Annotated in this window: 12 protein-coding genes and 1 pseudogene; 7 read left to right on the forward strand and 6 right to left on the reverse strand. The window is 57.5% G+C overall.

Features of this window, described 5'->3' with window-relative positions:
* Positions 1-262 precede the first annotated feature (262 nt).
* On the forward strand, positions 263-997 hold the full coding sequence (locus tag NZ705_04850) for a ribonuclease H-like domain-containing protein (GenBank protein MCS7292289.1): 735 nt from the start codon (positions 263-265) through the stop codon (positions 995-997).
* Positions 998-1,300: 303 nt separating this feature from the next.
* Here the strand turns inward: NZ705_04850 and NZ705_04855 are convergent, their stop codons facing one another.
* Positions 1,301-1,414: a transposase gene (locus NZ705_04855; GenBank protein ID MCS7292290.1), complete on the reverse strand. Its 114-nt coding sequence runs from the start codon at positions 1,412-1,414 to the stop codon at positions 1,301-1,303.
* A 384-nt stretch (positions 1,415-1,798) separates the two neighbouring features.
* Between NZ705_04855 and NZ705_04860 the strand changes: the two are divergent.
* Positions 1,799-1,999, forward strand: a pseudogene (locus NZ705_04860) (IS1 family transposase).
* A gap of 151 nt (positions 2,000-2,150) precedes the next feature.
* Entirely contained in the window at positions 2,151-3,038 is an 888-nt protein-coding gene (locus tag NZ705_04865; protein ID MCS7292291.1) for an EamA family transporter, read from the forward strand.
* Here the strand turns inward: NZ705_04865 and NZ705_04870 are convergent.
* Genes NZ705_04870 through NZ705_04880 form a run of 3 tightly spaced genes read right to left on the reverse strand, consistent with a single transcriptional unit; the run spans position 3,035 to position 6,795 of the window.
* Positions 3,035-4,558, reverse strand: coding sequence for a serine/threonine protein kinase (locus NZ705_04870; protein MCS7292292.1), 1,524 nt, complete (start codon positions 4,556-4,558; stop codon positions 3,035-3,037). The two genes, NZ705_04865 and NZ705_04870, sit on opposite strands and share 4 nt — an antisense overlap.
* Before the next feature lie 57 nt (positions 4,559-4,615).
* Positions 4,616-5,680 (reverse strand): adenylate/guanylate cyclase domain-containing protein, encoded by a 1,065-nt coding sequence (locus NZ705_04875; protein ID MCS7292293.1) that lies wholly within the window; start codon positions 5,678-5,680, stop codon positions 4,616-4,618.
* Positions 5,677-6,795 carry a hypothetical protein gene (locus NZ705_04880; protein ID MCS7292294.1) on the reverse strand — a complete coding sequence of 373 codons (1,119 nt, stop codon included), beginning with the start codon at positions 6,793-6,795 and terminating at the stop codon, positions 5,677-5,679. The genes NZ705_04875 and NZ705_04880 overlap by 4 nt, the downstream gene beginning before the upstream one ends.
* 86 nt (positions 6,796-6,881) lie before the next feature.
* Here NZ705_04880 and NZ705_04885 point away from each other — a divergent pair, with 86 nt between their 5' ends.
* Genes NZ705_04885 through NZ705_04900 form a run of 4 tightly spaced genes read left to right on the forward strand, consistent with a single transcriptional unit; the run spans position 6,882 to position 10,340 of the window.
* Positions 6,882-7,280, forward strand: a complete 399-nt coding sequence (locus tag NZ705_04885; GenBank protein MCS7292295.1) for a hypothetical protein — start codon at positions 6,882-6,884, stop codon at positions 7,278-7,280.
* Complete coding sequence (locus tag NZ705_04890) at positions 7,280-7,975, forward strand: HAD-IA family hydrolase (GenBank protein MCS7292296.1); 696 nt, start codon at positions 7,280-7,282, stop codon at positions 7,973-7,975. The genes NZ705_04885 and NZ705_04890 overlap by 1 nt, the downstream gene beginning before the upstream one ends.
* A gap of 44 nt (positions 7,976-8,019) precedes the next feature.
* Positions 8,020-9,099 carry an ABC exporter membrane fusion protein gene (locus NZ705_04895; protein ID MCS7292297.1) on the forward strand — a complete coding sequence of 360 codons (1,080 nt, stop codon included), beginning with the start codon at positions 8,020-8,022 and terminating at the stop codon, positions 9,097-9,099.
* A gap of 2 nt (positions 9,100-9,101) precedes the next feature.
* Positions 9,102-10,340 carry an ABC transporter permease gene (locus NZ705_04900; protein MCS7292298.1) on the forward strand — a complete coding sequence of 413 codons (1,239 nt, stop codon included), beginning with the start codon at positions 9,102-9,104 and terminating at the stop codon, positions 10,338-10,340.
* Positions 10,341-10,457: 117 nt separating this feature from the next.
* On the opposite strand, the gene NZ705_04905 is transcribed toward NZ705_04900, so the two are convergent.
* Both NZ705_04905 and pheS read right to left on the reverse strand, forming a co-directional pair.
* Entirely contained in the window at positions 10,458-11,297 is an 840-nt protein-coding gene (locus tag NZ705_04905) for a tetratricopeptide repeat protein (protein ID MCS7292299.1), read from the reverse strand.
* Positions 11,298-11,338: 41 nt separating this feature from the next.
* Positions 11,339-12,080: phenylalanine--tRNA ligase subunit alpha (gene pheS / locus NZ705_04910; GenBank protein ID MCS7292300.1), on the reverse strand; the 742-nt coding region annotated here is incomplete at its 5' end.

Consider the following 12,080-nt stretch of genomic DNA (forward strand, 5'->3'; position numbering starts at 1 on the left):
GCACTTGTTGGCCAGTGGCTTCTAAAGGCTTACAGCGGTCAATCTGATGAAATTTTCATGGGGGATGTAATCGTATAGACCACTAGCATTGAACCGCCTTACTGGGCGTTTTAGCAGGGGGGTCCTTTAGGGGTGGTTAGCAATAACTTTTTGAGAATGGTGATTCTCATAAGTTGACAGAACGTCTATAGCTATGTCGCCTAGGCAACAGGTGCAGCGACAGGGTAGATTGGGTGGGAAGTGTTCCAGGGAGGCCCGCGCCATGTTCACCCGGCAGCAGATCGAAAAATTTTTGTTCTTGGATATCGAAACCGCACCAGCCAAGGCGGAATTTGCCGAACTGGATGAAGAAATGCAGTTGTTTTGGGAGAAGAAAGCCAGGCAGTATTACAAAGTGGGGCCACAGGCGGAATTTGATGTTGCGAGCGCCTATGTGGAAAAAGCGGCATTCTTTTCCGAATTCAACCGGGTCGTGTGCGTGGCGTTCGGGTATATTCGCTGGGTGGACGACCAACCGCTAGCCCATCTCCAATCTTTCTGCGAATTCGATGAAAAAGATGTTTTACTGAAAACCCAGCAATTGCTCAGCCAGCCGCGCACCCAGGATTACACCCTATGCGGGCATAATATCAAGGAATTTGATTGCCCAGTACTGGCCCGCCGGATGTTGATCCATGGCATCCTTCCCCTTCCTAGACAACTCAATAACTACGGCAAAAAACCCTGGGAAATCCCCCACGTGGATACGATGGAGTTGTGGAGGTTTGGCGAAATGAAAAATCATACGAGCTTGGCGCTTTTGGCGCGTTTATTCAACATCCCAAGCCCCAAGGCTGATATGGATGGCAGCCAGATGTTTCAACTGTACTGGCGGGAGAGAAACTTGCCAAAAATTAAGGAGTATTGTGAAGGGGATGTGCGGGCGACGATGAACCTGGTTCTGCGCCTATCGGGCATGCCACTCCTCAGAGCGGGCGTTCACCCTAGATTGCTATAGCTAAAATCACAAAACTTGACATAAGCTACGGATAGTTTCATTGACCAAAGATTGCAGATTCTCGATTGCACTCACCTGTAGCTTACGCACCTTTTGCTTAATCCGATACCACACCTGTTCGCTTGGATTCAAATCGGGTGAATAACTCACACCCAGCCGCTTCCATCACTTGCCTAACCGCCGCCTGTCCATCACTATCTTTTTGCCAGAACCAATCGCTGGTAATAACCACTCCGTCAACCAAGCTAAAGCTCCCTATCCAGGTTAATGGCTCGATGAATCTCCCGAGATAATCACCACCCATCATATCCCACCCGCCTTCTTGCCATAATTACCCCAGCCATACTCATAAACTGCTCGCTGGTCAATGCCGGATTGGTCTATGTAAACGACTTCTTCCGACTTCACATCCTTCATTTTCTCGAGATATGCTTGCCGCTCTTGCTCGTCTTTTAAGCGCCCTACGAATCGTCATACTAGCTGCTATTTCCTTCTGGGTCAGACTGGAATTTGCTTCGACAAACTTGCGAAATTTATGACTATGCCCCTTTTGGTAAGCAATCACCGGTTTTAGACCATTGTTTGAGCCAACGTTGTAACGTGCGATATCTCACTTCGACGAGTGTTGCACTCCCCAAGACCGCTTCAATAGCTTTCTGACCTAAGTCTGTGTTGTAAGGCATAGACATCACTCCGTAACCTATCAGCCTTATTCTACGTCAGACTAAATGTTTTTAGCTATAGAAGTGTAGAGACGGCAAAAAAGTTACGGAAGAGGGTACCGCTTATTTGGCGAATCGGAAGGTAATTCCGCAATCTCAACACCCAGCCAGTGGCAAAGGGAGTGGTAGGACGTCCTTGATTGGGCACTTCAACAACACACTTCGACAGCGAGTGAGTCGCTTGACTCGGAGAACTCTGTCTTTTTCTAAAAACCTAGAAAATCACATCGGCATTATATTCAACTTCATCTACCACTATAATGCATCATTACTTAAATAGCACTACTCCCTAGGTTTGTCATCTTCTGATTCGCAAGGCACAGCTCCGTCCTTGGTTCTCTCAAACTAAAGCGGCTTAGCTGTAAAGGCGACGCAAAGGGTAATCTTTACAATTGTTTACAATTGGGTTAGGTAGAGACGGGGGGTTGGCGGTGCTTTGGCATGGTGAGTGGGCGGCCCTAGCGGCGGCGTTTTTGTGGGCGGCGACGTCGCGGATGTACGCCGGTTGGGGTACGCTGTTCGCGCCTTTGCTGTTGAACTGGCTTAAGGGCGTGACGGCTTTGGGGATGTTTGTCCTGACGCTAGCGGTGCGCCGGGAATCTTGGCCAGTGGTGAGCGGCGAAACCTGGCTGGGTTTGGCGCTGAGTGGCATTTTGGGCATCGGCATCGGAGACACGGCGTTTTTTGCGGCGCTGAATACGCTGGGGGTGCAGCGGACTTTGCTGATGGATACCTTGTCGCCAGTGCTGGTGACGCTGCTGGCCTGGGTGACCTTGGGGGAAAGTGTACGCCCAGTGCAGTTGCTAGGAGTCGGTCTGACAGTGACGGGAGTGGCCCTGGTGGTCACCGAACGCCCCGTGAGCGTGCGGGAAAAGTTCCACTTCTGGCCGGGGTTGGCCTGGGGACTTGTGTTTTCCCTGTCCCAGGCCACAGGTGTGGTGCTATCCCGCTGGGCGTTGTCTGCTTCTCCCGTTACTCCCTTGTGGAGTACCACCATTCGGCTGGCGGCGGGCGTTGCTGTCCTGAGCCTGGGGGTGCGGCGACCCGTGTGTGCGCGGGGCTGGTGGGCAATCCGCAAACAACCAACCTGGCTGCTCAGTATTGCAGGCACTGCTTTTCTGAGTACCTACGCCGGGATTTGGTTGCAACAGACAGCCCTGAAGTGGGCGCCGGCGGGGATTGCCCAGACGTTGAGCAGCACCAGTCCTCTCTTTGCCCTGCTGTTGGCCTGGGGATGGGGTGAGCGAGTCAGTTGGCGGGCTTGGCTGGGCGTGGCGTTGGCAATTGCTGGGTGCGCCTGGTTGTTCCAAGGCACCTAGGACAACTGCACTTGCTGGGACAGGCGGGCGAGAATCTGGGGCTTGAGCCGTTCGTACTCCCGGCGCAGTAACTCTTTGCTCAGCTCAGGTACAGGGGCCAGGCGTGATAGTTGCCCTTGGTCAGCCCATTCCTGCAACAGAGGACGCTGGGCGGTGGCGATGGAGACCTCTAGGCGATGACGGAATTTCCCCGGCTCCTCTAGGCTGAACAGCAGCAGGTAATAGTGCCCAATTTCCGCCAGGCACCGGCAAATCTCTTGACCTTCTGGGCGGCACAGGTCCAGGTAACAGGGCAGCCAGCGGGGTTCCTGGTTCACCTGGTACAGGGCTGTAATCCACAGCACCATCGGGTGGGGCGCCGGCGTGAAGATGAACTGGTTGTAACAGCGATTGAGCACCCGCTGGTTGATCTCCGCCTGGGGCAACATTGCCCAAAGACTGGGGATATAGGAGGAACCCACCGGGATACGCTTGGGAAAGACGATTTTTTGAATGGGTTTGTCGGGGGGCCAACTTAACAGTTCCCAGACGTTGGCGGCCCGCTCCAGGCTCGGTCCCGTAGAAACCTGGGGATGGTAGGTGTAATCGCCAAGGGGTGCAGCCGCTAAAGGAGAACGCAAACTTTGCTCAATCCGGTCCAGGGCCTGGAGCACCTCCCCAATGTGAGCTGGGCGGTCTTTCGGGTCTTTGGCCAAGCAGTGCTGAATCAGGCGCTCCAGTTCTGGGTTCTTGGGCAGTTTTGGGTTAATGGATTGCAGTGACGGGGGCGCTTGGAGATGGTGCGCGCGATACCAGGCGCCAATGGACTCGATGGGGGCTTGAATCGGCACCTGACCCGTGAGCATCTCAAACATCATCACCCCAAAGCTGTAGATGTCGGAGCGCTGGTCAAGGCTGCGGCCCTCCAGTTGCTCCGGGGAACAGTAGGCCAGGGTGCCGGTAAAGTGGGACGTCTGGTTGCTCTCGGGGTTCTCGTTGATGAACTTTGCGATCCCAAAATCCAGAATCTTCACCAGCATCCCCAGCCCTGGGTCTCGCACCACAAAAATGTTGCTGGGCTTGATGTCACGGTGGATAACGCTCCACAGTTGTCCATCTATTTCAATGCCCTGGTGCGCCGCCTGCAACCCCCGCGCAATCTGTTGGGCAATAGGCAGAAATTGCTCCAGTGACAGGGGCTGGACGTCTATCATTTCCCGCAGGCTTTCCCCCTGGAGGTACTCCATCACGTAAAAGGGCAGCTCGCTTTCGTCGTCCACCCCGTAGTCCATCACCCGGACGATGTGGATGCTTTTGTTCCCCAATAGGGCGCAGGCGCGGGCTTCGCTGGCAAACCGCTCTTTGCTCTTTTCATCCAGCAAGGTCTGGGACAGGAACTTCACCGCCACCGGCACACCCCCCAAGACGGTATCGGCGGCTTGGTACACTTTACCCATGCTGCCCCGCCCGACGATGGCTTGCAACTTATAGCGTTTTGCCAGTAGCCGACCGATCCAGGGGTCTTGCCCTTTAGCGCTCATGCCTGGCCCTCTTCCGCCCACAACCCATGCGTTTGCCCCCGTGCCATTGATTCTATCCTACACAAACCCATGCGCTTCCATGAGCGGGTTGCGGGTGGGCGGTTCCACCAGGCCGTAGTCGTAGAGAAAGCGGCGCAGGCGGTCGTAGCTACTTCCCCAAACCGTCACCGGTTCGGTCTGGTGCTTGAGTTGGACCTGCTGCGGTGTCAGCCAATCAGCTAAGTCAGCCTGGGCCAGGTAGTGATAGGTGGTCCCCCCGACCAGTAAATCCATCCCTAGGGATTTGGTGACCGCCTCCAGATGAAATGCCGCGTTGACCGTATCCCCCAGCGCCGTGTACTCGGGGCGATGACCGGTACCGGTGTTGCCTACCATCGCGTAGCCCGTGTTGATCCCTGTCCCTAAGCGCAACGGGAAAGGCAAGGGGTACTGCACATGCAGGTTACTGGTGGCGCGGTGGGTGCCCCAGACTGCTCGTAAAATCCGCAACCAATCCCCCGGGCGGGGTTCGTTCTGGGCGTGGAACCAGACCGCCATGACCGCATCCCCAATGTACTTGTCCACTTGTGAACCGTAGCGTTGCACGATGTCCCCCACCTGCCGGAACCAGGTGCCCACGACTTGGGCCAGGAGCGACTCGGGAATTTGCCGCACCAGGGGGGTAAAGTCCCGCAGGTCCATCACCACCACCGTCATCAGGCACCGCACCCTCATGTCGGACGTTGGGTGGTCCCACGCTGGCGTCGCTAGGGCGGGGTTAGGGGTCAACTGCGCCGAGGCATGATGGGTAAATTGCATCCGGGTCTGACCAAAGGTCACCTCGTCCCGGTGCTGTAACCGTACCGGCACCGTCACTCGCCGCCCGTTGACAAACGTGCCGTTGCGACTCCCTAAGTCAATCACGTAGAATTCCTGTTCCCCGAGCCGCTGGATGAGGGCGTGCATCCGTGAGACCCAGGGACTACTCAACACAATGGCCGCCCGGTCGCTGCGACCAATGGTCCACGTGCCCATGCCGACCAGCGCATAGTGTGCCTCCGGTTGCCCTGTGGCCCCCAACTGTACCAAGTAGGCTGGCGCACCTGCTGCTGTCGCCACCGCCGCTTCGGTAATGACGGTCAATCCGGGTCATGGTCCTTTCTCCTCACCAAGATATACACGGTGGTATAGGCCGGCCATCCGCGATTATACGCAAAAAATTCGCGCCGGCTGGCAAAGACCCCCGCCAGGTGGTCCAACTGAGCCAAGTTCGCCGAGAAAGCGCCCCCAGTATCGGCAATCACCCCCAGCAGCCACTGCCTCGGCCCCCGTTCCAGCAGCACGACGCGCCCAAGGCCCACATTCCATACGTCGCCGGCCAAGGTCACCCCGGGGCGAATCTCAATCTTACTCTCGCTGGTGTGGCCGTAGCCCCGAATCGCGCCCACTTCCCGGAAATACCAGTAGCGCTGTTGTTCCCAGGGCGGAACCCCTGGCACAAAGGGCAGGCCGTTGTGGCGGTCCACGTTGAAATAGGCGGTGGTGCGGTCGGGAAATTGCACCAGGACGGTTCCCTGCAGGAGCGCCTCCTCCAGCCCCGCGCGGGTCAGGTACGCCAGGGGGGTCACCTTGTGGGCGTCAGGACGACCGGGCGCCAAAGCCCCCGCCAGCACCTCCTGTTTCGTATAGCGCCTGTAGAACGCATCCGTCACCCACTCGTCACGGATTTGGTATAGGGCGTGGCGATAGGCCCCCCTCGGTTGACGGCAACCCGGCTGGCGAAACACGGCGTACTGGGTGAGGCGCAAGCGGGGGAACAGGCCGCCGTCTGGCCGGTAGGCTCGCCAGCTCAAGGCGCGCAGGTGCCGGCGCAAAAAGGCGGGGTCTTGTAACCGCAGCGGGCGCCCCCGCGTCAAGTCCTCCAGCAGCACCTCAATTAAAAAATCCAAGGTCTGGGTGACGTCGGCTACCGAGATGCCCAAAGCCCCCAACAGGCCAGGCCGTTGCGCCACGACATCTTGGTCCCCGTACTCTCGGAAATACCGGCGGGTGTTGATCAAAACAATCAGCAGCGCGTGGGGGTCAAAACGCACCGTGCCCCCTGGCAAGGGCTGGTCTTGTAAAATCTGCTGCGGTTGCACCAGATAACGGCTTTGTCCGAATTCGTCCACCACCGTGTACAGGTTGGTGGCGCTGACCGGCCCGCCCGCCAATAGCAGCGCCAGTGCCCCTAAAACCCCTAACCCTAGCCGCGCCATAAGTGTCTATATTACGCTAAAGGGCGAAGCATGGACATTTGGTGTTGGGCCTGTTAAACTGCCACCACTGAACCATGTCCGACGCTATGGCGCCTCCTCCGGTTTCTGCGATTGCGCGAGCTGTGGCCGAAGTCGTGCCGCTGTTGGTGCGTTACCGCTACGAAGCTGATGAGGCGCAAGCGACGGCGCGGGTTGAAACTTGGGCCAAAACCTACCCAGTGGAATGGCTGCGCCCGGCGGTCGTGGAAACCCTCTACCAGGCGCGCTACAAGAGCATCTCCGTGGAGCAGGTGTTGAACCTGTGGCAGCGTCAGGGGCGACCGCATCCCCATTACTCGGGCGATTTTGAACGCTTGGTGAGCCGCCCTAGCCCTTCCCCGCCCCGTACACCTGCACCCCGTCCATGGCTGCCGCCAGCGGTCACCGAACCCCAGTATCAAAAACTGCGGGCACTGGCGACGGTTCAACCCTGGCTAGAGTCGTGATGCAACGACCGGGGGCGATTTTTGTGGATGCGGTGGGCACCCTATTTGGCGTGCGAGGGTCGGTGGGGCAGATTTACAGCGAGTACGCCGCTCGCATTGGGGTAGTGGTGGCACCGGACCGGCTCCAGCAGGCATTTCTCCAGGCCTTTACCCAGGCGCCTCCTCTGGCCTTTCCGGACCTATCGCCGGAGGCCATTCCCCAGGCGGAGTACGACTACTGGTATCGCCTGACCGAACGCACCTTTGCCCTGGCGGGGGGGCTGGCGCATATTCCTGACTTTGCCGCCTTTTTCCCAGAGGTTTATGCTGCCTTTGCCACCGCCGACCCCTGGGAGGTGTACCCCGATGTATTGCCGGCGTTGCAGGCCTGGCGAGCGCAGGGCATTCCGGTGGGGGTGATTTCCAATTTTGACAGTCGCCTGTACCAGGTGCTGGCGGCCCTGGGTTTGCAACCCTGGCTCACAACCGTGACCATTTCCAGTCAGGTGGGAGCGGCCAAGCCGGCGGGAGCGATTTTTCACGCAGCCTGGCGAGCACAGGGGCAACCGTCTCCTCCCCTATGGCATATCGGCGATAGCTGGGAGGCTGATGTGCTGGGCGCGCGTGCGGTTGGCTGGCGAGGCATCCACCTGTGCCGGGAGGGCACCTCCCCCGACCCCCAGGCCATCCGCCGATTGACGGACCTGCTCAGTTAAAAAATTCATTAAGATTTGGTAAGAAAAGGGGTCTCCCTAGGGAAATGGCGGTTAAGTTTCCGGCCAAGGTCACGGCGGGCAAAGGCAAGCGGTTGCCGCTGCTGGTAGGTGTGGGCGCGCTTGGCGTCCTGCTTGTGCTGGGGTACGGGCAGTACCGGCGGGCGGTGACTCGCACTTCGAAACTCCCTGCTGCTACGACACCGGTCTCGCGTCCCATGGTGGCGGCCCTTGGGCGCATTCAACCCGAGGGGGAGGTGATCACCCTGTCGGCCCCCAGTTCGATTGAGGGCGCGCGACTGGCGGAATTGCGGGTCAAGGAAGGGGACAGGGTGCAGGCGGGACAGGTGCTGGCGACGTTGGACACCACGCGCAAGCGCCAGGTAGAGATGCAACTAGCGGCCAGTCAGGTGGCGATTGCCCAGGCCCGGTTACAGCAGGTGCTTGCGGGCGCCAAAGCGGGAGACCTCCAAGCGCAGCGGGCGGAAATTGCCCGGCTCGAGGCGGAACTGCAACTAGCGCAAACCGACCTGCGACGCAACCAGCAACTGTTTCAGGAGGGAGCGATTGCCGCTGCGGACCTGGACCGGTTTCGCCTGCGGGTGCAAACCCTGCAAAAGCAGCTACAGCAGGCCCAAGGGGTGCTCCGCAGTCTCCAGGAGGTGCGGGCGGTGGACGTGCAACTGGCTCAGGCGCAGCTAGCGGAAGCCCGGCAGCGGTTGGCCTTGGCCCGGGTGGAATGGGATTTAAGTTTGATCCGAGCGCCAGTAGCTGGACGGGTTTTGAAAATCCATGCCCGCGTGGGAGAAACGATTGGCAGCGCCGGCATTTTGGACCTGGGGCGCACCGACCGGATGTTTGTCGTGGCGGAGGTTTATGAAACCGACGTTTCCCGAGTCCGACCTGGCCAGCGGGCGGTGGTGACCACCCCAGCGATAGCCCAACCCCTGCGGGGCACTGTGACCGACGTAGGGTGGAAAGTGGCCAAAAAAGACGTTTTGAATACCGACCCGGTGGCCGATGTCGATGCGCGGGTGGTGGAGGTGAAAATTGCTCTAGACCCAGCGGCGGCCCCCCAAGTGCAACGGCTAACGAATATGGTGGTCAACGTGCGGATTGAGCTGTAGCGATGGGGATTCCCCTGGCGTGGTTGCAGTTATCGCGCGAGCGCATCCGGTTGCTGGTGGCGCTGGCGGGGATCACCTTCGCCGATGTATTGATGTTTGTGCAGTTAGGGTTTCAGGATGCGTTGTTTGAGGCGGCGGTGCTGGTGCATCGGCGATTGCGGGCCGATTTGGTGCTGGTCAATCCCCAGTCTCAAGCGTTTTTTGCCATGCAGCGGTTTCCCCGGCGGCGATTGTACCAGGCCCTGAGTTTGCCGGAAGTCGAGAGCGTCGCCCCTTTGTACGTGGAATTGATGCCCTGGAAAAGTCCCGTGTGCCCACCAACTCCCCAAGCCACCAGTTGTACCCGTTCCATCTTGGTTTTGGGGTTTGACCCGGCGGTGTCCGTGTTAGATTTTCCCGACGTGGAAGCGAATCTAGCCCACATTCGCAAACCAGATGTGGTGTTGTTCGACCGGATTTCGCGAGAGGAATTTGGCACCGAATTTATCGTCAAGGCCTTTGAGGCGGGGCGTCCGGTGCAGGCGGAAATCAACCGGCGGCGGGTGACCATCGGCGGGTTATTTGAACTGGGCGCTTCCTTCTCCGCCGATGGCAATGTCATCACCAGTGATCTGAACTTTTTGCGTATATTTCCAGGGCGACAGGCATCGCAAATTGATGTGGGCTTGATTCGTTTGAAACCCGGCAGCGATGTGGAGCAAGTGCGGGCCAAGCTACGTGCCCTCCTCAATACCCAGCTCAAGATGCCAGGGCAATTTCTCTGTCAGGGAGCGAAAGCGTCGCCGGAATTTGCCAACGACGTCTGCATCCTAACCCACGACGAATTTGCCGAACTAGAGCGACACTATTGGGCTAGCGGCACCGCAATCGGGTTTATTTTCGGGGTGGGGACGGCGATGGGATTTGTGGTGGGGATTGTCGTGGTGTATCAAATTCTTTACACGGATGTATCGGACCATCTAGCCGAATACGCCACCTTGAAAGCCATGGGTTATACGGACCGTTATTTACTATTAGTAGTGTTTCAAGAGGCCATGATCCTAGCGGTTTTAGGGTTTATTCCCGGCTTTTTAGTGTCGGAAGGTCTGTACTGGCTCACCCGCGTCGCGACCCGTTTACCCATTGCCATGACCCTAAATCGCGCCGTAACCGTTTTGGTGTTGACAGTCGTGATGTGTTTTGTGGCGGGAGCGATGGCTGTGCGGCGGTTGCAGGCAGCAGACCCGGCGGATATTTTTTGAGTACAAGTGCCTGACGAAAAGTCATTGGAAACTTCGTTTTCCAAGGAACCAACAATGGTGCTTTGCCTTGCGGCCCAAGAGATGACAAGCCTACCAGCGCAGGTCAGTTGAGCATTCTTACTCCCCCATAAACCGTTTCAAACGGGGTTCAGCGAGCAAGGGTTTGGTGGCAGCAATTAAACGTGGCCCCCACAGATTTTCAATCAAAAAAGGTACTTTTGCATAGCGCCGGTCTAAGGTAAAGGCTTGTTCCGCCATCTGAATTGCCTTTTGTTTTTGCCCCTGTATGTAGTGCAAAACCGCCAGGGCCAAAATCGGTTCCGCTGCCTTGGGGTCAATCGCTACCGATGCTTGCCAGCTCCGCCTAGCCCCTTCCCGGTCGCCCATTTCAAATTGCACCAGCCCAATGTTATTGATGGCCGGCCAGAATTTTTTATCAATGGCAATGGCCTTTTGATAGTAGGCAATCGCCTGGGAATACTGATTCATTTTCAAAAACGTATTGCCCAGATTAAACAACCCTTCCACATGGTCTGGTTTAATGGCCAATCCCGCCTGTAAATACCGCATCGCCTGGGGATAGTTTTCCTGGCGAAACGCCAGCGACCCCAAGGTGAATAAAATGACAGGGTTATCGGGCGCTAGTTTATGCGCTTCCTGAAGGGCGCTGCTTGCCATCTTCACATCGTCTTGCCGCAGATACAGTTGCGCCAGGATGACCCAGGGTTCAAAACGATTCGGCGCTAATTGTGTCGCTAACCGCGCATTGGCAATCGCCCGTTTGGGTTCGATGACCTGTACTTCGCTCAAAATGCCTACTTCCCGCGCCAATTCGACGCCTTGCGCTTCTAACTGTTCCGAGCGCAACTCCGGCACATAGGGCACGATGGCCCTCACCGGCATCGCTCCCGCCAGGACCGCCAACCCGATGAGCCAACCCCAGACTTGTTTGCGCATGGTTGTGTATATCCCCCTGTCCACTCCATTGTAGTCAGCAACTAAAACTGGGTCAAAAACCGCAGGTCACTGGTGTAAAAGCGGCGGATGTCGTCAATTTCATGAAAGATCATTGCCAGCCGTTCAATCCCCAGCCCGGCGGCAAAACCGGTGTATTTCTCCGGGTCATAGCCAACGGCTTTCAGCACATTGGGATGCACCATGCCGCAGCCGAGCACTTCCAACCACCGGCCCCGCCACTGCAAATCCATTTCCGCCGATGGCTCGGTAAACGGGAAATAACTGGCCCGAAACCGCACTGGCACGTCTTCCCCAAACAACGCCCGCACAAAGGTCACCAGCGTCCCTTTCAAGTCGGTGAACTTCAACCCCGGTTCCACAGCGAGAATCTCAATCTGGTGAAACATGGCTGAATGAGTAGCATCCACGGCATCCCGTCGATAAACGCGCCCAGGCACCACAATCCGCACAGGGGGCTGGTGGGCTTCCATGTAACGAATTTGCACCGTGGACGTATGGGTGCGCAGCAAGCGGCCATCGGGTAAATAGTAGGTGTCCTGCATATCCCGCGCCGGGTGGTCTGGGAGAAAATTCAAGGCAGCAAAGTTGTAATAATCCGTCTCGATTTCTGGCCCCTGCGCCACCTGATAACCCAGTCCCACAAAAATATCCAAGATGCGCTGCATCATTTGCTGGAGCGGATGGGCGTGCCCCGGTGGATACCCCAGCCCTGGCATGGTCACATCGAGCGTTTCCGCCGCAATGCGAGCCTCTAATTCTGCC

It is taken from the genome of Gloeomargarita sp. SKYB120 (assembly GCA_025062155.1).
Classification (GTDB): domain Bacteria; phylum Cyanobacteriota; class Cyanobacteriia; order Gloeomargaritales; family Gloeomargaritaceae; genus Gloeomargarita.

What these genes read in the sequence shown, in the direction of transcription:
- NZ705_04905 (MCS7292299.1), bottom strand. Translation starts at nt 11,297, where the DNA reads ATGCGCAAACAAGTCTGGGGTTGGCTCATCGGGTTGGCGGTCCTGGCG.
- NZ705_04880 (MCS7292294.1), bottom strand. Translation starts at nt 6,795, where the DNA reads ATGGCGCGGCTAGGGTTAGGGGTTTTAGGGGCACTGGCGCTGCTATTG.
- NZ705_04885 (MCS7292295.1), top strand. Translation starts at nt 6,882, where the DNA reads ATGGCGCCTCCTCCGGTTTCTGCGATTGCGCGAGCTGTGGCCGAAGTC.
- NZ705_04855 (MCS7292290.1), bottom strand. Translation starts at nt 1,414, where the DNA reads ATGAAGGATGTGAAGTCGGAAGAAGTCGTTTACATAGACCAATCCGGC.
- NZ705_04890 (MCS7292296.1), top strand. Translation starts at nt 7,280, where the DNA reads ATGCAACGACCGGGGGCGATTTTTGTGGATGCGGTGGGCACCCTATTT.
- NZ705_04900 (MCS7292298.1), top strand. Translation starts at nt 9,102, where the DNA reads ATGGGGATTCCCCTGGCGTGGTTGCAGTTATCGCGCGAGCGCATCCGG.
- NZ705_04895 (MCS7292297.1), top strand. Translation starts at nt 8,020, where the DNA reads ATGGCGGTTAAGTTTCCGGCCAAGGTCACGGCGGGCAAAGGCAAGCGG.
- NZ705_04870 (MCS7292292.1), bottom strand. Translation starts at nt 4,558, where the DNA reads ATGAGCGCTAAAGGGCAAGACCCCTGGATCGGTCGGCTACTGGCAAAA.
- NZ705_04850 (MCS7292289.1), top strand. Translation starts at nt 263, where the DNA reads ATGTTCACCCGGCAGCAGATCGAAAAATTTTTGTTCTTGGATATCGAA.